This is a genomic window from Pseudomonas sp. gcc21 (assembly GCF_012844345.1).
In the GTDB taxonomy this organism is placed as follows: domain Bacteria; phylum Pseudomonadota; class Gammaproteobacteria; order Pseudomonadales; family Pseudomonadaceae; genus Halopseudomonas.
The window spans coordinates 3,139,285-3,161,025 of record NZ_CP051625.1 but is presented as its reverse complement, the minus strand read 5'-3'; the positions used below and the strand labels follow the sequence as shown (position 1 = coordinate 3,161,025).

22 protein-coding genes and 4 pseudogenes are annotated in these 21,741 nt (G+C 53.5%); 10 read left to right on the top strand and 16 right to left on the bottom strand.

The annotated features are described in order from the left end of the window. Positions 1–134: 134 nt before the first annotated feature. The 3 genes from HG264_RS14510 to HG264_RS14500 all read left to right on the top strand — a co-directional run bounded on the left by HG264_RS14510 (position 135) and on the right by HG264_RS14500 (position 2,122). Positions 135–392 (top strand): accessory factor UbiK family protein, encoded by a 258-nt coding sequence (locus HG264_RS14510; RefSeq protein ID WP_169408298.1) that lies wholly within the window; start codon positions 135–137, stop codon positions 390–392. Positions 393–422: 30 nt separating this feature from the next. Then, positions 423–1,394 (top strand): YifB family Mg chelatase-like AAA ATPase, encoded by a 972-nt coding sequence (locus tag HG264_RS14505; protein WP_169408297.1) that lies wholly within the window; start codon positions 423–425, stop codon positions 1,392–1,394. Positions 1,395–1,885: 491 nt separating this feature from the next. Then, positions 1,886–2,122 (top strand): hypothetical protein, encoded by a 237-nt coding sequence (locus tag HG264_RS14500; RefSeq protein WP_169408296.1) that lies wholly within the window; start codon positions 1,886–1,888, stop codon positions 2,120–2,122. 58 nt (positions 2,123–2,180) lie between these two features. Here the strand turns inward: HG264_RS14500 and HG264_RS14495 are convergent, their stop codons facing one another. After that, positions 2,181–2,579 carry an antitoxin Xre-like helix-turn-helix domain-containing protein gene (locus HG264_RS14495; protein ID WP_169408295.1) on the bottom strand — a complete coding sequence of 133 codons (399 nt, stop codon included), beginning with the start codon at positions 2,577–2,579 and terminating at the stop codon, positions 2,181–2,183. Between the two features lie 94 nt (positions 2,580–2,673). Next, positions 2,674–2,964 carry a helix-turn-helix domain-containing protein gene (locus HG264_RS14490; RefSeq protein ID WP_169408294.1) on the bottom strand — a complete coding sequence of 97 codons (291 nt, stop codon included), beginning with the start codon at positions 2,962–2,964 and terminating at the stop codon, positions 2,674–2,676. 93 nt (positions 2,965–3,057) lie between these two features. On the opposite strand from HG264_RS14490, the gene HG264_RS14485 reads away from it, so the two are divergent. After that, complete coding sequence (locus HG264_RS14485) at positions 3,058–3,504, top strand: hypothetical protein (RefSeq protein ID WP_169408293.1); 447 nt, start codon at positions 3,058–3,060, stop codon at positions 3,502–3,504. A gap of 82 nt (positions 3,505–3,586) precedes the next feature. After that, positions 3,587–4,297 (top strand): ATP-binding protein, encoded by a 711-nt coding sequence (locus tag HG264_RS14480; RefSeq protein ID WP_169408292.1) that lies wholly within the window; start codon positions 3,587–3,589, stop codon positions 4,295–4,297. Between the two features lie 6 nt (positions 4,298–4,303). On the opposite strand, the pseudogene HG264_RS14475 reads toward HG264_RS14480, so the two are convergent. Further along, positions 4,304–4,492: pseudogene (locus tag HG264_RS14475) on the bottom strand (transposase); the annotation flags it as partial. A gap of 351 nt (positions 4,493–4,843) precedes the next feature. On the opposite strand from HG264_RS14475, the gene HG264_RS14470 reads away from it, so the two are divergent. Both HG264_RS14470 and HG264_RS14465 read left to right on the top strand, forming a co-directional pair. Continuing rightward, positions 4,844–7,861 (top strand): Tn3-like element IS3000 family transposase, encoded by a 3,018-nt coding sequence (locus HG264_RS14470; RefSeq protein ID WP_021740570.1) that lies wholly within the window; start codon positions 4,844–4,846, stop codon positions 7,859–7,861. Positions 7,862–8,014: 153 nt separating this feature from the next. After that, positions 8,015–8,302 carry an H-NS family nucleoid-associated regulatory protein gene (locus HG264_RS14465; protein WP_012414174.1) on the top strand — a complete coding sequence of 96 codons (288 nt, stop codon included), beginning with the start codon at positions 8,015–8,017 and terminating at the stop codon, positions 8,300–8,302. Positions 8,303–8,598: 296 nt separating this feature from the next. Here the strand turns inward: HG264_RS14465 and HG264_RS14460 are convergent, their stop codons facing one another. The 9 genes and pseudogenes from HG264_RS14460 to HG264_RS14420 all read right to left on the bottom strand — a co-directional run bounded on the left by HG264_RS14460 (position 8,599) and on the right by HG264_RS14420 (position 15,419). Then, complete coding sequence (locus tag HG264_RS14460) at positions 8,599–9,099, bottom strand: GNAT family N-acetyltransferase (RefSeq protein ID WP_000376623.1); 501 nt, start codon at positions 9,097–9,099, stop codon at positions 8,599–8,601. A gap of 127 nt (positions 9,100–9,226) precedes the next feature. Continuing rightward, complete coding sequence (gene sul1, locus HG264_RS14455) at positions 9,227–10,066, bottom strand: sulfonamide-resistant dihydropteroate synthase Sul1 (RefSeq protein WP_000259031.1); 840 nt, start codon at positions 10,064–10,066, stop codon at positions 9,227–9,229. After that, positions 10,060–10,407 (bottom strand): quaternary ammonium compound efflux SMR transporter QacE delta 1, encoded by a 348-nt coding sequence (locus tag HG264_RS14450; RefSeq protein ID WP_000679427.1) that lies wholly within the window; start codon positions 10,405–10,407, stop codon positions 10,060–10,062. Before HG264_RS14450 ends, sul1 begins: the two co-directional genes overlap by 7 nt. 116 nt (positions 10,408–10,523) lie before the next feature. Next, a pseudogene (aadA1, locus tag HG264_RS14445) lies at positions 10,524–11,362 on the bottom strand (ANT(3'')-Ia family aminoglycoside nucleotidyltransferase AadA1). Positions 11,363–11,479: 117 nt separating this feature from the next. Beyond that, positions 11,480–12,346, bottom strand: a complete 867-nt coding sequence (locus tag HG264_RS14440) for a PSE family carbenicillin-hydrolyzing class A beta-lactamase CARB-12 (protein ID WP_063857839.1) — start codon at positions 12,344–12,346, stop codon at positions 11,480–11,482. A gap of 557 nt (positions 12,347–12,903) precedes the next feature. Then, positions 12,904–13,458 carry an AacA4 family aminoglycoside N(6')-acetyltransferase gene (locus tag HG264_RS14435; RefSeq protein ID WP_169408291.1) on the bottom strand — a complete coding sequence of 185 codons (555 nt, stop codon included), beginning with the start codon at positions 13,456–13,458 and terminating at the stop codon, positions 12,904–12,906. Positions 13,459–13,566: 108 nt separating this feature from the next. After that, complete coding sequence (dfrA1, locus tag HG264_RS14430; protein ID WP_000777555.1) at positions 13,567–14,040, bottom strand: trimethoprim-resistant dihydrofolate reductase DfrA1; 474 nt, start codon at positions 14,038–14,040, stop codon at positions 13,567–13,569. Positions 14,041–14,182: 142 nt separating this feature from the next. Next, entirely contained in the window at positions 14,183–14,515 is a 333-nt protein-coding gene (qacK, locus tag HG264_RS14425; RefSeq protein ID WP_052484405.1) for a quaternary ammonium compound efflux SMR transporter QacK, read from the bottom strand. A gap of 247 nt (positions 14,516–14,762) precedes the next feature. Continuing rightward, complete coding sequence (locus HG264_RS14420; protein ID WP_032495607.1) at positions 14,763–15,419, bottom strand: quinolone resistance pentapeptide repeat protein QnrVC6; 657 nt, start codon at positions 15,417–15,419, stop codon at positions 14,763–14,765. Between the two features lie 371 nt (positions 15,420–15,790). Between HG264_RS14420 and intI1 the strand changes: the two genes are divergently transcribed. Next, on the top strand, positions 15,791–16,804 hold the full coding sequence (gene intI1 / locus HG264_RS14415) for a class 1 integron integrase IntI1 (protein ID WP_002075255.1): 1,014 nt from the start codon (positions 15,791–15,793) through the stop codon (positions 16,802–16,804). Between the two features lie 260 nt (positions 16,805–17,064). On the opposite strand, the gene HG264_RS14405 is transcribed toward intI1, so the two are convergent. The 4 genes and pseudogenes from HG264_RS14405 to HG264_RS14390 form a co-directional block, all read right to left on the bottom strand. Next, positions 17,065–17,901 carry an APH(6)-I family aminoglycoside O-phosphotransferase gene (locus HG264_RS14405; RefSeq protein ID WP_000480959.1) on the bottom strand — a complete coding sequence of 279 codons (837 nt, stop codon included), beginning with the start codon at positions 17,899–17,901 and terminating at the stop codon, positions 17,065–17,067. Then, complete coding sequence (gene aph(3'')-Ib / locus HG264_RS14400) at positions 17,901–18,704, bottom strand: aminoglycoside O-phosphotransferase APH(3'')-Ib (RefSeq protein ID WP_025464697.1); 804 nt, start codon at positions 18,702–18,704, stop codon at positions 17,901–17,903. The genes HG264_RS14405 and aph(3'')-Ib overlap by 1 nt, the downstream gene beginning before the upstream one ends. A gap of 65 nt (positions 18,705–18,769) precedes the next feature. Beyond that, positions 18,770–19,384, bottom strand: a complete 615-nt coding sequence (locus HG264_RS14395) for a recombinase family protein (protein ID WP_099593669.1) — start codon at positions 19,382–19,384, stop codon at positions 18,770–18,772. A 351-nt stretch (positions 19,385–19,735) separates the two neighbouring features. After that, a pseudogene (locus tag HG264_RS14390) lies at positions 19,736–19,915 on the bottom strand (tyrosine-type recombinase/integrase); the annotation flags it as partial. On the opposite strand from HG264_RS14390, the pseudogene HG264_RS14385 reads away from it, so the two are divergent. Further along, positions 19,832–20,281 (top strand): annotated as a pseudogene (locus HG264_RS14385) (DUF3363 domain-containing protein); the annotation flags it as partial. The pseudogenes HG264_RS14390 and HG264_RS14385 sit on opposite strands and share 84 nt — an antisense overlap. A gap of 230 nt (positions 20,282–20,511) precedes the next feature. Further along, positions 20,512–21,726, top strand: coding sequence for a chloramphenicol/florfenicol efflux MFS transporter FloR (gene floR, locus HG264_RS14380; protein WP_169408290.1), 1,215 nt, complete (start codon positions 20,512–20,514; stop codon positions 21,724–21,726). Positions 21,727–21,741 lie beyond the last annotated feature (15 nt).

The following is a 21,741-nucleotide window of genomic DNA, read 5'->3' as shown; positions in this document are numbered from 1 at the left end:
GAGGACTCGAGGGCTGTGCTAAACTGCGCTTTTGTCGCCCTCCGGCAGGGACAATTGTTGAAAATGCCGCGTGATCGAGCGCAAGCGTTTTCAGGACGCCGTATTCTGCCCGGGCCCAGCGAGAGCGAATCGCCATGTTGCATAAAGTTCTGATTGGCGCGGTCAGCAGCCAGGCCGCACGATTGCTGATCAATGAAAAGGGTCTTCCGGGACCTGATGTAGAACAACACCTCAAAGCCTTGCTGCAGAGCGCGCTTTCCAAACTCGATGTAGTCAGCCGTGAGGAATTCGAGACGCAGCAGGTCGTTCTTGAACGTACCCGCGCACGGCTAGAAGCCCTGGAAAAGCGCGTAGAAGCCATCGAGCAAGGCACGCAAGCACCGTCCACCTGATGCGCAGGTGGGCCTGATCAAGGAGCGATCATGTCCCTGGCGATTGTCCACAGCCGCGCCAAACTCGGCGTGCAGGCGCCTGCCGTCACCGTTGAGGTGCATCTGGCCAATGGAATGCCCAGCCTGACACTGGTCGGGCTGCCTGAAACCGCGGTGCGCGAAAGCAAGGACCGCGTACGCAGCGCACTGCAGAATGCGCGCCTCGAATTCCCCGGTCTGAAACGCATCACCATCAATCTCGCGCCCGCTGACCTGCCCAAGGAAGGCGGACGCTTCGATCTGGCCATTGCACTGGGCCTGTTATCGGCCAGCGGCCAGATTCCTGCCGAGGTGCTGGACCAGTGCGAATGCCTGGGCGAGCTGGCGCTGTCCGGCGAGTTACGTCCGGTGCAGGGCGTGTTGCCGGCGGCCCTCGCCTGTCGCGACCAGGGCCGGACCCTGCTGTTACCACGCGCCAATGCCATGGAGGCAGCGTTAGTACGGGGTTTGCATATAATCGCCGCCGATCATCTGTTGGAGCTGTGCGAACACCTGCGCGGTGAACGCACCCTCGAACCGGTACCGGCCAATCCGGCACCCGAAATGCCTCGCTATCATGCTGACCTTGACGAGGTGCAAGGGCAGGCGCAGGCCAAACGCGCGCTGATCGTCGCGGCCAGTGGCGGGCATAATCTGCTTTTGTTTGGCCCGCCGGGTACCGGGAAAACCCTGCTCGCCAGTCGCTTACCCGGGATTTTGCCGCAACTGGTCGAGAGCGAAGCACTTGAAGTCGCCGCCATCCAGTCAGTATGCGGACAAGGCCCGTTACAGGCCTGGCCGACGCGGCCATTCCGTGCGCCCCATCATGGTGCATCTGCGGCAGCGCTGGTGGGCGGCGGCAGCCAGCCGCGCCCCGGAGAAATCAGCCAGGCCCACCGTGGCGTACTGTTTCTCGACGAATTACCCGAACTACGATATGAAACTTCTGTCAGCTGTGAATTTAGTATACAAGGTATTGAATGATAAGGCAAAAAAATAATAGACCGCTTTGACAGACTTTTTTTCTGTCAACCTGAGGTCTCGTTTTGCTATCCAGCTATAATCGTCTGGTGACACGGGTTAGGAGGACAGTCAAGCTTATATTCATGCTATGCCGCCTACAGACCGAGAGGATGAGATATATCTAGTCTAGGAGGCTAGAGGTACTTGAGTGCTTGACTGCCCGCTAAGCCAATAAAAGTGTAACTGGGGGCAATGGCGTCCCAAAGATCACCGGCGTACCGCGTCTTGGAACCGCAACGCAGCCAAACAAGAATTTGCTAAGGCTCAGCCAACCTCAAAATTCATGAGCATGGCGAGTTAACCCTGACGAGCACCTACGAATCTTTGAATGCCTACGTACTCCTGAAAGCACGCCCCATCTCAAAGCATGGTAAGCGTCCGGTGATCCCGTCTTGAGCTGAGCACTGGGGCCGTCAGGATAGTGTCCACTTATTTTCTAGTGGACACTTAATATGAGCACTGCAAGCGTAACCAGGCCCTACCAGCGAATTCAGGACAACCCCCGCCAGACAGCTCAAATAGAGACGCTGAAGCGTGATCTCGACATTGCCCGTAGCCGCTACATGTCACTCCTGTATCTGAACGGTGAGATGGCAAAAACCATAGGCAAGCTGGGTGGTGAAGTACCTCAGTTCGGGGGTGTGAGTGGTACCAACATTGATCCTGATAGCACTGACATACCGTATTAGGGCCGTCTGTGAAAAGGGGGGAGCACCCTGGACCCTGTATGAAAAGTCGTCGAGCTAATCAGCCGCCCCGCGCGGAGTCCAGATGAACCCGGATAGCCGCCAGATCCACCATGTACCCGGCCATCAGCCAATCTATTGGCGCCTGACCATTGAACATGGGGCTATCGTTCGCTTTCGTTAGCCAACGGTCGGCGTTGGATTGGGTAGGAAAAAGCACCTGCAGCGCCTTGTAGATGCCAAGAATGTAACTCGCCCGTTCGATGTGATCGAGGGATAGCTCGGCCTTCTCGGGCGCCTTTTTCCAGTTGTACAAGGTTTTTTCATTGATCAGACCCAGAAGCTTCACCTGCTGCGCACCGGTGAGTTTCCAGGCTTCGAAGATCCGGAAGATGGAGGGAAGCAGTACCCGCGGTACTTCGCTTCCGCGCTGTATGAAGCTCGCGATTGAGAGACTCATGCCGACGGCCTCTTTAGTGCAATTTTACAGTCAGAGGGTAGGCAGCTGTAACCTTGCAGTCAAGGCGCGCCCGCTTATTTAGGTATCATCAAAATCATGTACTTGACGGGGCAAGAGCATCGACCTCGGCCTTCACTCGGGCCATAAGGTCTTCCAGGGACACCCCCGGCGCCGCATTTAGATAGCAGCGAGTCAGCAAGGTCAGGGGATGAACCCCTATAACGGAAGATAACGCATCAATTTTTTCGAGCGTTGGCGATTTCATCCCGCGCTCCAAGGTACTGAGATAAGTTCTACTACTAACGCTCGAAAAATCTTCTTGTGTCAATTTTCGGCTATTACGAATATCTCGCAAAGCCGCTGCGAATGCGTGCTTGAGCTCCACTTGTCAATTTCCTCGACTCGTAAAGCTAAATATCTAGCCATCTTGAACACTATAGAACTACAATCTATAGTGTTCATTTTGACGTGACTGGCTATGTTTAAAACGCATAAAAGTACTGAGGTAGGTTTTTACGGCCTTTTTGGCGAATCACAGCATTGGCGCCTAGTTGAACGAAACCTCTTTCGCCCATGGTTCTGTGTAACCCTTGTGCAGGACGACGACGGACTCGATTTGCAGAACACCCTAATGCCGGCTGATGTACAGATGCTGGTTGAGATCTTGAACCAACAAGGTGACGGCCTCATCGTCACAGATGTGTTAGTGATGATGCCCGCCTGGATGACCCAAAGTGACCGCTGGACGCTTGAGCGCTTGGTTGAGCTCAGGAGCAGAGATGATCCAGATTGTGATCCCGTCTATTTTTTTGTGCTGGAGAATGGGTCTATCTTTCCTGATTCCGGGCATGCTGATGGACATATTCTGAGTATGTCCGAAATAAATGATGCTCAAATAATCTATCAGCGAAAGCAGAAAGGTTGACCTTGGCCCATCCACTCCTGGCGGACTAAACTCGTCAGGTGGGGGCTCCCTTAGCCCCGCAAATCGAGATTTAGTGGTTCATATGGATTCCTACCGCAACCCGTTGACGCCTGGCGTTAGACACAGGCCTTCCGAATTGGAGGTGCACACCTCACTTCTTGAAATGGCAAGAATATCCTGTGGGCGAGCCATTAAGGGGCGAAACGCACGCCCCATAATGTTTCTCGGGTTAAAAGGCACTGGAAAGACCGTATTGCTGAATGAAATTAGAATAAATGCTAGGAAGGAAGGTCTTCTCGTTTCTCATGTCAAATCACCAGAACATGAAGGCCTTGCACGTCTTCTCTATCCTGAAATGCGGGAAGTTATGCACTCGCTCTCTGGTGTTGAGTCGGCAAAGGAAATAGTTAGCCGTGGATTAACAGGCCTTCAGAGTTTTGCGTCTACCTTCAAAATTGATACCAGAGGTGCTGAGATCCCCGCTCAGCCTAAGCCGGGACTCGCTGATAGCGGAGACCTTGAATACGACCTACTAGGCCTATTGGCTGTGATCGGCAAAGCAGCACAGGCTGCGGGCACGGGATGGGTTCTTTTCATTGATAACGTTCAGTATTTCTCAAAAGAGGATCTAGCTGCCCTTATTGCCGCTATTCACCGTATGTCGCAAGAGAGACTTCCGGTACTGCTGATCGGTGCTGGTCTACCGCATGTTGCTCGTTTGACGGGGGAGGCAAAGCCTTATGCGGAGCGCCTTTTTCTCTACCCATCGCTGGACGCACTCGGCCAAGCATAATCAATTCCGGTTCTCGTTCTCAAGCTCCTTGAGTCGGGCCATCATGGATGCATCCATGCCACCAAACTTGGATCGCCACTTGTAAAAGGTCGCACTGCTGATGCCGTGTTCACGGCACAGGTCAGGCACTGGAACCCCGTTCTCGGCCTGCTTCAGGACAGCCAGTATCTGGCTGTCGGTAAAACGTGATTTTCTCCCCTGTGTGCAGCTTACGGAAAATTCTACTTATGAGCACCGTGGTTTTTAGGGGGGATTACCAGCAGGTTCGTACTGCTGCTGGGAAGGCAGATAAACTAGAGGCAAAGTGACAAGTTGAGCATGCGAGACCGTTACGGTCTCGCTATTTATTAATGAATCGCCCTGGGCTTCGTAGACACCTCTAGGCCTTATACTGAAGGCACTTAGGGGTTCTAGGGATTTTCCGTCCAAAAACGACAAAGTGCTCTGGAGGCCCCGCCGTCTGTGGCCTCCAGAGGGGTATTACTTTTTTCGAGATCCCTATTTGGGCTCTGTTTGAGTAAGATTTAGTCTTTTTGGGCTAAATCCATGGCATTCGAAGAACGTGTCCAAATCTTGTCCGAGGCAGAACAAGATGAGTTATATGGACCCCCCGCTTTCACCTCCGCCGACCAACGCTTCTTTTTCTCGCTGAACGATAAGGAACTGGCGATCGCTAAAAGCCTCCGTCATCGGGGCCAGCGTTACATGCTGGTGGTACTGCTGGGCTATTTCAAAGCCAAGCCGGTGGTGCTGAATCCCGGCTTTCATCAGATCAAGCAGGACCTCAAATACGTTTATCAAACCGTTCTACCAGGCCCAGGCTGTAGACCCTTTAATCTCACGCCAAAAGAGAACGAACGGATTTACCAACGTGTTTTCCAGCTCTGCAACTACCAGCGCTGGAATGTCAAAGACCATGGAGCGGCGTTGAGAGATTACTTATCCCAGCAAGCCAGAGCCTGGACAGCGCCTAGGCACCTCTTCGATGCGGCCATTGAATATTGTTCGGGGCAGAAGATCGCAATCCCTGCCTACAGCACGCTGCAAAAGATCATCAGTCAGGTGGTGGGAGACGAACAGGAACACATGGCCGCGCACCTTGAGCGTGCAATGTCACGCGGTCTTAAGCAAGCACTGGCGGAGCTCGTGAACGGCACAGGTCCACTGCCGTTCCGACAGTTGCGACAATCGGCTCGTAACTTCACCGGAACCGAGTTGGAGAAAGAACTGATTGTCTATCGCCATATCCAGCATTGGATGCCGGAAGTGGATCTGCTGTTGAGCACGCTATCACTGTCGCAGAAAAATCTGCAACACCTGGCAGAGAAAGTCGACTACTACGGTGCCAAACTGAAACGTCAAACCGTAGGCAGCCAATGGCTGTATTTATTGTGCTATCTTCAAACGCGATGGCAGCAAGCGCTGGAACGTATTGCCGATGGCTTTGTGCATCATGTCAGACAGACCAAACAGAAGGCAAAGGATTATGCGCAGGAAGCGGTGTTTAAGGATTGGCAAAAAGCAGCTAAAAATGTCAGCAAGGCAGCTGAAGTACTGCACCTGTTCATTGATGACAGCATTGATCTGCAACTACCGTTTGCAACAGTAAGACAGCAAGCACTGAGCCTGCTGACCAAAAGGGATCTGGAATCTGTATGTCTCTTCCTGAACGAGCAGCGACGATCGGTCGATGAAGCCATGTGGCAGTACTGCGACGAGAAAGAAAGTCTGCGGAAAGGTTTGCTGCGAGAGTTGTTCCTATGTCTGCGCTTCGAAGGCTGCGACGGCACCCAGCACTTAGCGGCCGCCTTGGCGAAAACACAAAACGAACTCAACGGCCAGGACGCTCAGTTGCAAACTGCCGACACCAGACTCCTTTCCAAAAAATCACGTGAATTCCTGCTGGATGGTGAAGGGAATATCCTGATCGATCGTTATGAGTGGTTCCTCTATCAACAGATTCCTGATCGCCTGAATGGCCAGCTGACGCTGCCTGATATCACTAAATACCGGGCACTCGACGCCGACCTGATCGACGGGGAACATTGGCGAAAAAACAAATATACGCTGCTTCAACAGAGCCATTTTACAAAATTAGCGGAGGAGCCTGAAAAGCTGATCAAACAGATGGCCATGGAATTGGATACCCGTTTGTACGAAGTCGGCGAATATCTTGAACAGGAAGACAACCGGAATATCATCTTGCGTAATCCGCAGGGTAAACGCTTCTGGCGCCTGCCTTCGGCCAGCAAACATCATCTGGTCAACAATCCCTTCTTCCAGCAAATTCCCACAACGGGGATTGCGGATGTACTGCGCATGGTTGATCGTGACACCGGTTTCATTGACTGCTTCGCTCATGTGCTGGGTTCCCAATCCAGAAGCCGTTCCCATGAATATGACCTGTTGGCAATTCTGGTCGGCAATGCAACCAATCAAGGCATTTACGGCATGGCACAGATCTCTGATCGTACCTATGATCAGCTCAGCACTATCCAGGCGAACTATCTTCGCCTGGAAACATTGAATGCTGCTAACGACAACATCAATAACGCGACAGCCAAGCTACCCATCTTCCGGTACTACAACATCCAGGAAGATGTGATCCACGCCAGTGCCGATGGTCAAAAGTTCGAAGCCCGGCGCGAGACCTTCAAAACCCGTTATTCGTCGAAGTACTTTGGCACTCAAAAAGGTGTTTCTGCCATGACCTTGATCGCCAATCACGCTGCGATCAACGCCAGAGTGATCGGCGCCAACGAACATGAATCGCACTACATCTTTGATTTGTTGATGAGCAATACGTCAGACATCATTCCGGATGTGCTCTCAACCGATACCCATGGGGTGAACCATGTGAACTTCGCGTTACTGGATCTGTTCGGATACCAGTTTGCCCCACGCTATGCCCAGGTTGGCAAAGTGATCAATGACATGTTTGATGTCAAGGAAGACAAAGAACACCGAATTCAGCTGTGCTTAAAAAAGCCAATCAATACCCATCGTATTGCGCAGCACTGGGATACCATCCAACGGATTGCAGTATCACTTAAGCAGCGGAAAACAACGCAAGCCACCTTGGTGAGAAAGCTCTCGGAGTACAAGCGCAATCACCCGCTGCTGGAAGCCCTGACGGAATACAATCGCCTGGTGAAAGCGAATTATCTACTGTGCTACATCGATGATGCCAGTTTAAGAAACTATGTTCAGCGCGCGCTGAACCGGGGAGAGGCCTATCACCAACTGCGTCGGGCCGTGAGCAGCGTCAATGGGGATCAGTTCCGGGGCAGTTCAGACGAAGAAATCCAGCTATGGAATGAGTGCGCTCGCCTGGTCACCAATGCCATCGTTTACTTCAACTCCAGGATACTCAGCCAGCTGTTGACCAGCTTCGAATACCAAGGAGATACCAAGAGAATAGATATCGTCAAACAGGCATCCCCTGTGGCCTGGCACAACATTAACCTCAAGGGGACTTACCACTTCGAATTGAGCGAAAAATTGCCAGATCTGGAGGAGCTTATGCGCTCAATCGAGGGATATTTACCCGTCAGCGAAAAGTAATACCCCTCTGGAGGCCACGGACGGCGCGGCCTCCAGAGCACTTTGTCGTTTTTGGACGGAAAATCCCTAGAACCCCAGGAAGGCCGAAGGCTGTCAAGCAATACGGTCGCAATCTGACCATCCGCAATTCTAGTGTAGAAGGAGAGTAGAAAAGTGAATGACCTCAAGAACATGAGCGCCGACGAGCTGCGTGCACAGCGTGCCCAGATCGACGCAGAACTCAAGAAACGAGAGGCCAAAGAGAGGCAGGAAGCCCGCAAGAAAATTCTCGAAATTGCCAACACGCATGGAATAAACATCGCCGAGCTTGCGAGCAAGGAACGTCAGTATCGTAATCCTGACGACCAATGGGAAACATGGAACGGACGCGGGCGCAAGCCCAAATGGGTCAAAGAATGGCTCGCCAAGGGGCACTCGCTCGAAGAACTGGAAGTATCATGAATTGAAGATCGGGCCGTAAGGCCAGGAGGAACACTATGGAACCCCACCGCACCAACGTCATTATTTTTCCGAAGGTGCGCGAAGTCGCAGAGGCGGCCGAGCGAGCCTGACAGGCCCGAAAAGCCCGGCACGGGCGTCGGCGGCGATGACGGCGGCGGCATTATCCAGGGTTGATGATGGAAGTGGAGGATATCGACAACCTCTCGCGCAACCAAGACATCGCGGTCGGACTGCAAGTGATCTTGAAGCCACGGGCCCGTCCCACCCCGACATGGACCTCGATGCCCGAACGGACGTTAGATTTCGAGTTCTAGGCGTTCTGCGATGAAGGTTGGATCCCAGCCGGGATTGAAAGTGTCGACGTGGGTGAATCCGAGCCGCTCGTATAGGCCACGCAGGTTCGGGTGGCAGTCGAGCCGCAGCTTGGCGCACCCCTGCGTTCGCGCGGCATGGCGGCAAGCCTCGATCAGCGCGGAGCTGACACCCCGGCCCGCATGTGTCCGTCGCACCGCGAGCTTGTGCAGATATGCGGCCTCCCCCTTGAGGGCGTCGGGCCAGAACTCGGGATCCTCGGCCGACAAGGTGCAACAGCCGACGATGCCGTCGCTGCAACTCGCGACTAGGAGCTCGGATCTCAGGACGAAGGTCTCCGCGAATGTCCGGTCGATCCGCGCGACGTCCCAGGCGGGCGTTCCCTTGGCGGACATCCACGCCGCAGCGTCGTGCATCAGCCGCACAACCTCGTCGATATCACCCGAGCAGGCGACCCGAACGTTCGGAGGCTCCTCGCTGTCCATTCGCTCCCCTGGCGCGGTATGAACCGCCGCCTCATAGTGCAGTTTGATCCTGACGAGCCCAGCATGTCTGCGCCCACCTTCGCGGAACCTGACCAGGGTCCGCTAGCGGGCGGCCGGAAGGTGAATGCTAGGCATGATCTAACCCTCGGTCTCTGGCGTCGCGACTGCGAAATTTCGCGAGGGTTTCCGAGAAGGTGATTGCGCTTCGCAGATCTCCAGGCGCGTGGGTGCGGACGTAGTCAGCGCCATTGCCGATCGCGTGAAGTTCCGCCGCAAGGCTCGCTGGACCCAGATCCTTTACAGGAAGGCCAACGGTGGCGCCCAAGAAGGATTTCCGCGACACCGAGACCAATAGCGGAAGCCCCAACGCCGACTTCAGCTTTTGAAGGTTCGACAGCACGTGCAGCGATGTTTCCGGTGCGGGGCTCAAGAAAAATCCCATCCCCGGATCGAGGATGAGCCGGTCGGCAGCGACCCCGCTCCGTCGCAAGGCGGAAACCCGCGCCTCGAAGAACCGCACAATCTCGTCGAGCGCGTCTTCGGGTCGAAGGTGACCGGTGCGGGTGGCGATGCCATCCCGCTGCGCTGAGTGCATAACCACCAGCCTGCAGTCCGCCTCAGCAATATCGGGATAGAGCGCAGGGTCAGGAAATCCTTGGATATCGTTCAGGTAGCCCACGCCGCGCTTGAGCGCATAGCGCTGGGTTTCCGGTTGGAAGCTGTCGATTGAAACACGGTGCATCTGATCGGACAGGGCGTCTAAGAGCGGCGCAATACGTCTGATCTCATCGGCCGGCGATACAGGCCTCGCGTCCGGATGGCTGGCGGCCGGTCCGACATCCACGACGTCTGATCCGACTCGCAGCATTTCGATCGCCGCGGTGACAGCGCCGGCGGGGTCTAGCCGCCGGCTCTCATCGAAGAAGGAGTCCTCGGTGAGATTCAGAATGCCGAACACCGTCACCATGGCGTCGGCCTCCGCAGCGACTTCCACGATGGGGATCGGGCGAGCAAAAAGGCAGCAATTATGAGCCCCATACCTACAAAGCCCCACGCATCAAGCTTTTGCCCATGAAGCAACCAGGCAATGGCTGTAATTATGACGACGCCGAGTCCCGACCAGACTGCATAAGCAACACCGACAGGGATGGATTTCAGAACCAGAGAAAGAAAATAAAATGCGATGCCATAACCGATTATGACAACGGCGGAAGGGGCAAGCTTAGTAAAGCCCTCGCTAGATTTTAATGCGGATGTTGCGATTACTTCGCCAACTATTGCGATAACAAGAAAAAGCCAGCCTTTCATGATATATCTCCCAATTTGTGTAGGGCTTATTATGCACGCTTAAAAATAATAAAAGCAGACTTGACCTGATAGTTTGGCTGTGAGCAATTATGTGCTTAGTGCATCTAACGCTTGAGTTAAGCCGCGCCGCGAAGCGGCGTCGGCTTGAACGAATTGTTAGACATTATTTGCCGACTACCTTGGTGATCTCGCCTTTCACGTAGTGAACAAATTCTTCCAACTGATCTGCGCGGGAGGCCAAGCGATCTTCTTCTTGTCCAAGATAAGCCTGTCTAGCTTCAAGTATGACGGGCTGATACTGGGCCGGCAGGCGCTCCATTGCCCAGTCGGCAGCGACATCCTTCGGCGCGATTTTGCCGGTTACTGCGCTGTACCAAATGCGGGACAACGTAAGCACTACATTTCGCTCATCGCCAGCCCAGTCGGGCGGCGAGTTCCATAGCGTTAAGGTTTCATTTAGCGCCTCAAATAGATCCTGTTCAGGAACCGGATCAAAGAGTTCCTCCGCCGCTGGACCTACCAAGGCAACGCTATGTTCTCTTGCTTTTGTCAGCAAGATAGCCAGATCAATGTCGATCGTGGCTGGCTCGAAGATACCTGCAAGAATGTCATTGCGCTGCCATTCTCCAAATTGCAGTTCGCGCTTAGCTGGATAACGCCACGGAATGATGTCGTCGTGCACAACAATGGTGACTTCTACAGCGCGGAGAATCTCGCTCTCTCCAGGGGAAGCCGAAGTTTCCAAAAGGTCGTTGATCAAAGCTCGCCGCGTTGTTTCATCAAGCCTTACGGTCACCGTAACCAGCAAATCAATATCACTGTGTGGCTTCAGGCCGCCATCCACTGCGGAGCCGTACAAATGTACGGCCAGCAACGTCGGTTCGAGATGGCGCTCGATGACGCCAACTACCTCTGATAGTTGAGTCGATACTTCGGCGATCACCGCTTCCCTCATGATGTTTAACGCCGCCATAAGTTGCGGCTTTGTAGTTGATTGTTTTGTGGTAGCGTAGCGTTAAGCCACAAAACAAGCGACGGAAAAGCCGTCAACTTGATGGCCTTGTTAGCCTTATCAGCGCGACTGTGATGTATAAACGTCAAAAATTGAACGACCAATTTTAACAATCGCATCATTTCGCTCTGCCATTGAAGCCTGTGTTTGAGCTAGATAGATGCTCACAATAATTGGGGCTTGATGCTCACTCCACACAACTGCTGTAATACTCCGAGCACCAAATCCGCCAGCACCTGAACGATCCGCAATGTTCCATCCCGCCGGCAATACTGAACGTAGTAAATTACCAGTGACTTGATTGTTCACCATCCAAGACTCTAATTTTTTTTTGTTCATTTCAGATAGCGCTGAACCAAATAAAAATTTATTCAAAGTACTGGCTATTGCCTTAGGAGTTGTCGTATCCCTCAAATCACCGAGCTTACCTTCATTTAAATCAGGCTCAATACGGTCTAGACGAGTCTCTTTGTCCCCAATTTGTCTTAAAAAATCAGTAACGCCTTTGGAGCCACCTACAGCACTTAGGATGATATTTGCCGCAGTATTATCACTTGTAGTCATAGTTGCGAAGCACGCATCATCGAGTGTGATTGCCTGCCCTACTTGCTTTTCTATTACAGGGGAATAGGTCACAAGATCTGCTTTCTTAATCTCGACTGTACTATTGGGATTAACTTTTCCTTGCTCAGCATCATATAGTAATTTAGCGCAAGCTATTGTTTTAAAAGTACTTGTCAACGGGAAGCGCTGATTGCCATTGTAATCCCAGTATTCTCCATTTTGAGTATCAAGAACGGAAACACCTATACGAGCAGAAAGAGAAACTTCAATTGCCTTAACGTCTTGTTCAACTTGCCGAAACTTTGAACTACTTGCAAAAACCACGGATGGTATTAAAAGCGAAAATACCAATAAAAACTTCATGTAAGTAACCCCATAATTTTGATTGTCACACATTTTATATAAAAGCATGAGGCTCCATAATATGGCTAACGCCTGAGTTAAGCCGACTTGCGTAGTGGAGCCAAAGCCATGGCAAGCTCTTTCTGCCATGGCTTTGGTGGAACGAAGCAAGTTCGGCTTGAACGAATTGTTAGGCGGCAAGTGCCAGAAATGCCAATGCTCGTGCTGCCGCCAGTGGCGACAATGTAGCTGAAGTTGACGCCGAAGCTGCCAGAAGACATCTATTTGGCCTTGCCAGTTCGTAGCCAAACTTTGCGGGCAACGAGGGTGGGAAAGACTATCACCACCGACCAGCCGAGAATGAGGACTACTGGCTCTGTCCATTGAGGTAGGACGCCGCCGTGCGGGCCAGCCAAGAAGATGACAGCAAAGAATGTCATGACGCCGATCACCGGCAAGGTGACGAGGAATGCGATGAGTGTGAGCAAGGCTCTTATCACAGTTGCGCCGCTGGTTGGTTTGCCGCCTAACACCTGAATTAAGCCGCGCCGCGAAGCGGCGTCGGCTTGAATGAGTTGTTAGGAAACACCGCGCTTTCTCTCGAAGGCTTGTCGTGTTTGAACCATGTAAACCGCCGGCCCGTCAGGCGTGGTGATGATCTTCTCCCGCACGAATCCTGCCTTCTCATAGCAGCGTATGGCTCGATGGTTGTTCGGAGTCGGGTCGGTCTGAATCTTCGTCACGGTGGGGTCCGAGAACAGTAGTTCAACGAGAGCGCGGACAAGCCTTGTTCCTAGGCCTTTGTTCAACTGTGTCGGGTCAGCCAGAGACTGGTCTATTCCTCGCACTCCTGGATCAGTTTCATCTTCCCACCAGCCATCACCGCTTCCGAGCGCGACGTACGACTGAGCATAGCCGATCGGTTCCTCGCCCAGCATTGCGATGTACGGTGTTACGGACTCTTCCGCCATCGCTCTGGGCAGGTAGTGTTCCAGCACTTCATCAAGAGTCGGTCGCTCTTCGTCACCACCCCACCACTCAACGATGTGCGGCCGGTTGAGCCAATCATGGAGCATCGGCAGGTCGCGCTCGGTCATGAGGCGAAGAGTTATGGGGGGGGTGCTCGCGGACATGAAATGGTCGCTCTGTGCTGCCTAACGCCTGGCACAGCGGATCGCAAACCTGGCGCGGCTTTTGGTACAAAAGGCGTGACAGGTTTGCGAATCCGTTGCTGCCACTTGTTAACCCTTTTGCCAGATTTGGTAACTATAATTTATGTTAGAGGCGAAGTCTTGGGTAAAAACTGGCCTAAAATTGCTGGGGATTTCAGGAAAGTAAACATCACCTTCCGGCTCGATGTCTATTGTAGATATATGTAGTGTATCTACTTGATCGATCAGGCTTTTGTATATCTCCCCACCACCTGAAACAATGACATGATCCGTTATTTTCTTTAGGTTGGTTAAAGCATCTTTAATTGATGGAAAGATCACTACGTTCTCATTGTCAGATGTAAAACTTGAACGTGTTACGACCGCATACTTTCGGTTGGGTAATGCTCCCATTGATTCAAAAGTCTTGCGTCCAACCAACAGCCATTGGTTATAGGTAATAGCTTTAAACAGGAGCTGTTCACCTTTGGCACTCCATGGAATATCAGGGCCATTCCCGATAACTCCATTCTTCGATATAGCTACCATTAGTGATAGTTTCACAATTCTTCCTCAGAGGTTAACGCCCGGCACAGCGGCAGCCGTAACGGAGCGGTTTTGTGTTAATGTTTGAGCGCAGCGAGTAACACAAAACCGCGTAGTGTAGGCTGACCGCCTGCTGCCGATTGTTAGATGCCAGTGCCACTTAATGAACGCTTGCTTTAGAAAGCAAATTTAAAACCAATACACCGCAAACTATTAAACTAATACCCACGAAACCCCATGCATCAATTTTTTGCCCGTAAAGCCCCCATGCAACAGCAGTGACTAATACTACGCCAAGGCCAGACCAAACTGCATAGGCCACCCCTATAGGAATAGACTTCAAGACCAATGAAAGGAAATAAAATGCAATTCCATAGCCAACAATTACGATGAAAGATGGTACGAGCTTCGTAAAACCTTCACTGGACTTTAATGCAGATGTTGCAACTACCTCTCCAAGAATTGCAACAGTAAGAAATAACCAGCTTTTCATGATCCGCCTCCAATATGATTCGAAGGGATTATGTGTTCTTTTCTCTTAAAGTTGTAGTCTTGAAGAAAAAAATTATTCGTGCGCAACTTTCCGGTTAATTACATCTAACGCCGCGTTAAGTAGTGAGCAACATGCCACCCAACCTAAACCATTGTGCCGTAAACACTAAATTCAAAGCAAACCGAAAATGCCCAGCGTTGCGAATCTGTCTTAAACGCTTTGTTATGTGCGTAGCCGAATCTTGCGCTTAGTCAGGAACAATGATTACCCCTAATTGCTCCAGTAACTGCTCCTGTTGCCACGAGCATATTTTTACACCTGTAAGATCAATCTTTCGAGGATCTAAACCATAAAGCTCTGAATGACTTAAATCACAGCCTTGTACTCTAAACTGTTCCCAGCAGTCTTCTGAAAAAACGCCACGACTTAAATCTGATTCTTTAAATGAAGCGCCTCGAAGATTTGCACCAATCCATCTATTTTCGAACAGGTCACATTTTTCAATAAGCTGCTGCTCAAAATTGGCATAGGATAAGTTACAACCTGTTATGTATGCAGAGCAAAAGTACATTTTATTCGAAACCTGATTTACAAAACTAACTTGGCTAAAATTTGCCCCTTTAAGATCACAATCTCTCAGTTCAATACCAAAGCAATTTGCCCCCTTAAAATGGGACATTGAAAGCTGACAATCTTTAAATGAAGCATCTCGAAGATCAGCATAAGAAAAATCGCACCCTTCCAGTGCCCCCTGCTCTATGAAAGTACAGTTAATGAACTGTGTATCTCGAAGGTTTGAGCGCTTAAAATTACAATGTATAAAAGTACAATTGCTAAAGATATGTTCTTGCAAGTCCTGATGTGAGAAGTTCACTTGATTATATAATTGCTTTGATTTTTCCATGCTGTAGCTCCAAAAAACATTTGATTTGAAGACTACCATTTACCTGAAAGTTCTCAACAAAAACAAAACCAATAAAAACAGACACTTAAAACACCCCGTTTTAGCCAAGATAAGGCATCAAAATGGCATTTTAAAGGGTGCTAATTCAAAATAAGCGATGCGGCCAGCTAGAAAAAAGTTTTGGTGAACCTGGTGAGTTTTAGAGAAAGCACATAACTTTGTTTTAGGGCGACTGCCCTGCTGCGTAACATCGTTGCTGCTGCGTAACATCGTTGCTGCTCCATAACATCAAACATCGACCCACGGCGTAACGCGCTTGCTGCTTGGATGCCCGAGGCATAGACTGTACAAAAAAACAGTCATAACAAGCCATGAAAACCGCCACTGCGCCGTTACCACCGCTGCGTTCGGTCAAGGTTCTGGACCAGTTGCGTGAGCGCATACGCTACTTGCATTACAGCTTACCAACCGAACAGGCTTATGTCAACTGGGTTCGTGCCTTCATCCGTTTCCACGGTGTGCGTCACCCGGCAACCTTGGGCAGCAGCGAAGTCGAGGCATTTCTGTCCTGGCTGGCGAACGAGCGCAAGGTTTCGGTCTCCACGCATCGTCAGGCATTGGCGGCCTTGCTGTTCTTCTACGGCAAGGTGCTGTGCACGGATCTGCCCTGGCTTCAGGAGATCGGAAGACCTCGGCCGTCGCGGCGCTTGCCGGTGGTGCTGACCCCGGATGAAGTGGTTCGCATCCTCGGTTTTCTGGAAGGCGAGCATCGTTTGTTCGCCCAGCTTCTGTATGGAACGGGCATGCGGATCAGTGAGGGTTTGCAACTGCGGGTCAAGGATCTGGATTTCGATCACGGCACGATCATCGTGCGGGAGGGCAAGGGCTCCAAGGATCGGGCCTTGATGTTACCCGAGAGCTTGGCACCCAGCCTGCGCGAGCAGCTGTCGCGTGCACGGGCATGGTGGCTGAAGGACCAGGCCGAGGGCCGCAGCGGCGTTGCGCTTCCCGACGCCCTTGAGCGGAAGTATCCGCGCGCCGGGCATTCCTGGCCGTGGTTCTGGGTTTTTGCGCAGCACACGCATTCGACCGATCCACGGAGCGGTGTCGTGCGTCGCCATCACATGTATGACCAGACCTTTCAGCGCGCCTTCAAACGTGCCGTAGAACAAGCAGGCATCACGAAGCCCGCCACACCGCACACCCTCCGCCACTCGTTCGCGACGGCCTTGCTCCGCAGCGGTTACGACATTCGAACCGTGCAGGATCTGCTCGGCCATTCCGACGTCTCTACGACGATGATTTACACGCATGTGCTGAAAGTTGGCGGTGCCGGAGTGCGCTCACCGCTTGATGCGCTGCCGCCCCTCACTAGTGAGAGGTAGGGCAGCGCAAGTCAATCCTGGCGGATTCACTACCCCTGCGCGAAGGCCATCGGTGCCGCATCGAACGGCCGGTTGCGGAAAGTCCTCCCTGCGTCCGCTGATGGCCGGCAGCAGCCCGTCGTTGCCTGATGGATCCAACCCCTCCGCTGCTATAGGGGTCGTTTGCGGGAGGGGGCGAAATCCTACGCTAAGGCTTTGGCCAACGATATTCTCCGGTAAGATTGATGTGTTCCCAGGGGATAGGAGAAGTCGCTTGATATCTAGTATGACGTCTGTCGCACGTGCTTGATTGCGGCCGCGATAGCTAGATCGCGTTGCTCCTCTTCTCCATCCGCGTTCCAAGCCGCGGAAAGACACCCGTAAGCGTACGCCTGGTCGAGCAGCCGACGCGGATCGACGTCCAGCGCACGAGAGAATGCGTCCGCCATCTGTGCAATGCGTCTAGGATCGAGACAAAGGTCGTCTCTGTCAGCCGGATCGTAGAACATATTGGCGGCGCCAAAGCCCACTTCACCGACCAGACCGACTGGATCTATCACCAGCCAGCCGCGACTGGAGAACATGATATTTTCATGATGCAGATCGCCATGTAGCCCACGCAGTTCCGAGGCATTGCTCATCATTTGATCGGCTATAATCGCCGCGTGGACGTAGTCAGTTTGACGACCTGCGTTTTGATCGTCACGCGCCCGCTGAAACAAAGCTGCAAAGCGCTCCCGGATCGGGAGAAGAGCAGAAGGCAGGGGTTCCTCAGATGCGGCATACAGCTTCGCCATCAGTTCCGCTGCAATTTCGGTCGCCTGGTAGTCGCCGTGCTCGGCAACGATGTGAGAGAGCATTCGCTCCCCGGCATATTCGAGCAACATCAGATTGTTCTCACGACCGAGCAACCGGACTGCTCCCCTCCCACTGCGCCATACCAGATAGTCGGCCCCGCGCAGTTCATCAGCAATGTCTTCTATAGGTTTCAATCCTTTGACGATTGCAGGAGTCCCGTCTGGCAAAAAAACTTTCCAAACGAGGCTGGAAAAGGTGTCCGCAATGAGAACAGGTTGGGAAACGTGCCAATGAGCAGGAAAAACAGGCGGCATGAACATCAACCCCAAGTAAGAGGGTCCAATCGCAGATAGAAGGCAAGGCGTTCGCGGTCGGGGGCTTCGATCCCCAATACATTGAATAGGACAGCGAAGGCGCGCTCTGCTTCATCTGGCGCTGCCCAGTTCTCTTCGGCGTTAGCAATCATGAGTGCCAAATCGGCATAGCGATCTGCTGTTCCGAGCCGCCCAAGGTCGATCAGACCCGTACATTGAAGAGTTCTAGGGTCTACCATGAAGTTCGGCATGCAGGGATCACCATGGCAAACAACCATATCGGTGCGCTCTTGGTCGAGCCGCACCGGTAGCTCTCGTTCGACACGAGCCAAAAGATCGAGCTGCGGCGTACTCTTGTCCTCGTCAGGTAAGAAGTCGGGATTGACGGCATTGCGGGACACCACATCAACGGCGCGTCCGATCATTCGCGACAGCCTGCGCTCAAACGGACATTGATCAACCGATAGGCTGTGAACAGCCCCAAGTTGCTGCCCCATTGACGGCCACGCTTTGAGCAAATCTGCTCCAGACAGATCCGCCGCCGGTACTCCCGGAATTGCCGTTATCACTAGGCATGCGCCCTCCTGTTCCTCCTGCCAGTTGATTACCTCGGGGCAAGCCACACCTCGACCTTTGAGCCAAATGAGGCGGTCACGCTCTCCAGCGAGCTCACCGCGACGGGAAGCAGGTGCGATTTTCGCGAAGGCATGCCCGTCACCACGTCGAAAAACAAAATCACCGGATTCTCCGCCTCTGACAGGCAACCAGTCAGAATGCGATTCACCCAAAAAAATATAAGTCCGATTCAATGGAGGTTCCTTCAGTTTGCTGATGAGGCGCGGAGGTGGCTCAACCTGCGAAAAGAAAAGAGTTGCTATGCAAGGCCAAGAACATGCTTTCCATGGTCTCTGAGCTCGCCTTTGGGGCCGACGTACCGGTAGAGAGTGACGCGCTCGATGCCAAGTTCCTTGCAGAGATCGGAAACTGAAGTATCGCGCTGGGCCATGGCGGCTTGCGCGAGACGCACCTGAGCTTTGGTGAGCGCGAATTTTCGTCCGCCCTTGCGACCGCGCGCTCTCGCGGAGGCGAGACCCGCCATGGTGCGCTCTCGGATCAGATCCCGCTCGAACTCAGCCAAGGTGGCGAAGATTCCGAACACCATGCGACCGGACGCAGTCGTGGTGTCGATCTGAGCGCCCTTTTCAGTCAGAACCCGCAGGCCGATCTTGCGGTCTGACAGCTCCTTCACCGTGTTGACCAGATGGGCAAGCGATCGTCCGAGGCGATCGAGCTTCCAGACCACCAGCACATCGCCGTCACGCAATGACTTGAGGCAAGCGGTCAAACCAGGGCGATCATCACGACCGCCGGAAGCAAGATCATCATAGATATTGTCCCGTTCGACACCTGCGGCGCGCAAGGCGTCGTGCTGCAGGTCGAGAGACTGCGAGCCATCGGCTTTGGAGACGCGGGCATATCCGATCAGCATGTATCACAAACGTTCGATTATGTGACAGTGTGAGCCAGAACGTGCCGGTCGTCAAAAATTGTCACTTAACCCGTAATTCTGTCTAAGGCATACAAAGGGTGTTTATGGTTAGTAAAGTGACGGCGCAAGACAGCATCGTGCAGGGGACTTGTCGTTTTCAGAAGACGGCTGCACTGAACGTCAGAAGCCGACTGCACTATAGCAGCGGAGGGGTTGGATCCATCAGGCAACGACGGGCTGCTGCCGGCCATCAGCGGACGCAGGGAGGACTTTCCGCAACCGGCCGTTCGATGCGGCACCGATGGCCTTCGCGCAGGGGTAGTGAATCCGCCAGGATTGACTTGCGCTGCCCTACCTCTCACTAGTGAGGGGCGGCAGCGCATCAAGCGGTGAGCGCACTCCGGCACCGCCAACTTTCAGCACATGCGTGTAAATCATCGTCGTAGAGACGTCGGAATGGCCGAGCAGATCCTGCACGGTTCGAATGTCGTAACCGCTGCGGAGCAAGGCCGTCGCGAACGAGTGGCGGACCAGCGCCGCGAGCATCATATCGAACAGGGCGACGCCGCCCGAGCGCGGGACGGCCGCATCTTCTATCGGCGTAGTCTTCTCGCCACGTTGCGCGAACGCGAGGTTGCCCGCGTCGGCGCCGAGATGGCCGAGAGCAAAGGTCTGCCGTTCCGCGCAGCAGCGGATGGCGAGAGCGTCAGCGGCAAGTTCACCGGCACCGTGCAGCTATCGAGCGGCAAGTTCGCCGTGGTCGAGAAATCCCATGAGTTCACCCTTGTCCCATGGCGGCCGATCATCGACCGTCAGCTCGGCCGCGAGGTCATGGGCGTCGTGCAGGGCGGATCGGTGTCTTGGCAGTTGGGCCGGCAGAGAGGGATTGGACTCTAGGTGGTCCAACCCCGGATTGGCAGCTCGACGCATTGCGATGGAAGGGATGATCGGATAGAATCGCCATCCATCTTTTCAATGTGAGGTCAACGGCATGGGAGCCAGTATTACAGCAGACAAGTAAGCCGCAACAACAAGCATTGTTGTTGCGGCGTTCTGTAAGACCAATCCTGTTTGATTGCTGACGAGCAGACGCCGCCCGGAATCCTTATTCGAGAGGTTGATTCGTCATGACCACCACACGCCCCGCGTGGGCTTATACGTTGCCGGCAGCTCTGCTGCTGATGGCTCCCTTCGACATCCTCGCGTCACTGGCGATGGATATTTACCTTCCCGTCGTTCCGGCGATGCCCGGCATCCTGAATACGACGCCATCTACTATCCAACTCACGTTGAGCCTCTACATGGTGATGCTCGGCGTGGGCCAAGTGATCTTCGGGCCGCTTTCGGATCGCATCGGGCGACGGCCAGTCCTGCTTGCTGGCGGGGTGATTTTCGTCGTTGCGTCTCTCGGAGCAGCATGGTCGTCAACGGCCGCAGCCTTGGTCGCCTTCCGCCTGCTTCAAGCGGTCGGCGCATCGGCTGCGCTGGTGGCGACGTTCGCGACGGTTCGCGACGTGTATGCCAGCCAGCCCGAGGGCGTCGTCATCTACGGCCTTTTCAGTTCGATGCTGGCCTTCGTACCTGCTCTTGGCCCAATCGCTGGAGCACTCATCGGCGAGTTTTTCGGATGGCGGGCGATATTCGTCACGCTGGCTGCGCTTGCGTTACCCGCACTCTTGAATGCCGGTTTCAGATGGCACGAAACCCGCCCGTTGGACGGAGCAGGAACGCGCCGATCCGTTTTGCCGATCTTCGCGAGTCCGGCCTTTTGGGTTTACACGGTCGGCTTTAGCGCCGGCATGGGCACTTTCTTTGTCTTCTTCTCGACGGCCCCCCGCGTGCTCATAGGCCAAGCGGACTATTCGGAGATCGGATTCAGCTTAGCCTTCGCCACTGTCGGATTCGTCATGATCGTGACAACCCGCTTCGCGAAGTCCTTTGTCGCCAGATGGGGCATCGCGGGATGCGTGGCGCGTGGGATGGCGCTGCTCGTTTGCGGAGCGGTCCTGTTGGGGATAGGCGAACTCTACGGCTCGCCGTCATTCCTCACCTTCGTCCTACCAATGTGGGTTATGGCGGTCGGCATTGTCGTCACGGTGTCTGTTACCGCCAACGGCGCGCTTGCACAGTTCGATGACATCGCAGGATCGGCAGTCGCGTTCTACTTCTGCATTCAAAGTCTGATCGTCAGCATCGTCGGGACATTGGCGGTGACGCTGTTAAATGGCGACACCGCATGGCCCGTGATCGTCTACGCGACGACGATGGCGGTGCTGGTATCGGTGGGTCTGGCGCTACTTCGATCCCGCGACGTTCCTTCCGAGAGGTCGCCAGTCGTCTAACCGGCGATTGGTAGG

Coding starts and splice junctions, on each gene's coding strand:
- HG264_RS14460 (WP_000376623.1), bottom strand. CDS start 9,099: ATGGACAGCGAGGAGCCTCCGAACGTTCGGGTCGCCTGCTCGGGTGAT.
- qacK (WP_052484405.1), bottom strand. CDS start 14,515: ATGAAAAGCTGGTTATTTCTTACTGTTGCAATTCTTGGAGAGGTAGTT.
- HG264_RS14480 (WP_169408292.1), top strand. CDS start 3,587: ATGGATTCCTACCGCAACCCGTTGACGCCTGGCGTTAGACACAGGCCT.
- HG264_RS14485 (WP_169408293.1), top strand. CDS start 3,058: ATGTTTAAAACGCATAAAAGTACTGAGGTAGGTTTTTACGGCCTTTTT.
- HG264_RS14405 (WP_000480959.1), bottom strand. CDS start 17,901: ATGTTCATGCCGCCTGTTTTTCCTGCTCATTGGCACGTTTCCCAACCT.
- HG264_RS14440 (WP_063857839.1), bottom strand. CDS start 12,346: ATGAAGTTTTTATTGGTATTTTCGCTTTTAATACCATCCGTGGTTTTT.
- HG264_RS14495 (WP_169408295.1), bottom strand. CDS start 2,579: ATGAGTCTCTCAATCGCGAGCTTCATACAGCGCGGAAGCGAAGTACCG.
- sul1 (WP_000259031.1), bottom strand. CDS start 10,066: ATGGTGACGGTGTTCGGCATTCTGAATCTCACCGAGGACTCCTTCTTC.
- HG264_RS14420 (WP_032495607.1), bottom strand. CDS start 15,419: ATGGAAAAATCAAAGCAATTATATAATCAAGTGAACTTCTCACATCAG.
- HG264_RS14510 (WP_169408298.1), top strand. CDS start 135: ATGTTGCATAAAGTTCTGATTGGCGCGGTCAGCAGCCAGGCCGCACGA.
- floR (WP_169408290.1), top strand. CDS start 20,512: ATGACCACCACACGCCCCGCGTGGGCTTATACGTTGCCGGCAGCTCTG.
- intI1 (WP_002075255.1), top strand. CDS start 15,791: ATGAAAACCGCCACTGCGCCGTTACCACCGCTGCGTTCGGTCAAGGTT.
- HG264_RS14505 (WP_169408297.1), top strand. CDS start 423: ATGTCCCTGGCGATTGTCCACAGCCGCGCCAAACTCGGCGTGCAGGCG.
- HG264_RS14500 (WP_169408296.1), top strand. CDS start 1,886: ATGAGCACTGCAAGCGTAACCAGGCCCTACCAGCGAATTCAGGACAAC.
- HG264_RS14395 (WP_099593669.1), bottom strand. CDS start 19,384: ATGCTGATCGGATATGCCCGCGTCTCCAAAGCCGATGGCTCGCAGTCT.
- HG264_RS14470 (WP_021740570.1), top strand. CDS start 4,844: ATGGCATTCGAAGAACGTGTCCAAATCTTGTCCGAGGCAGAACAAGAT.
- HG264_RS14435 (WP_169408291.1), bottom strand. CDS start 13,458: ATGTCCGCGAGCACCCCCCCCATAACTCTTCGCCTCATGACCGAGCGC.
- HG264_RS14450 (WP_000679427.1), bottom strand. CDS start 10,407: ATGAAAGGCTGGCTTTTTCTTGTTATCGCAATAGTTGGCGAAGTAATC.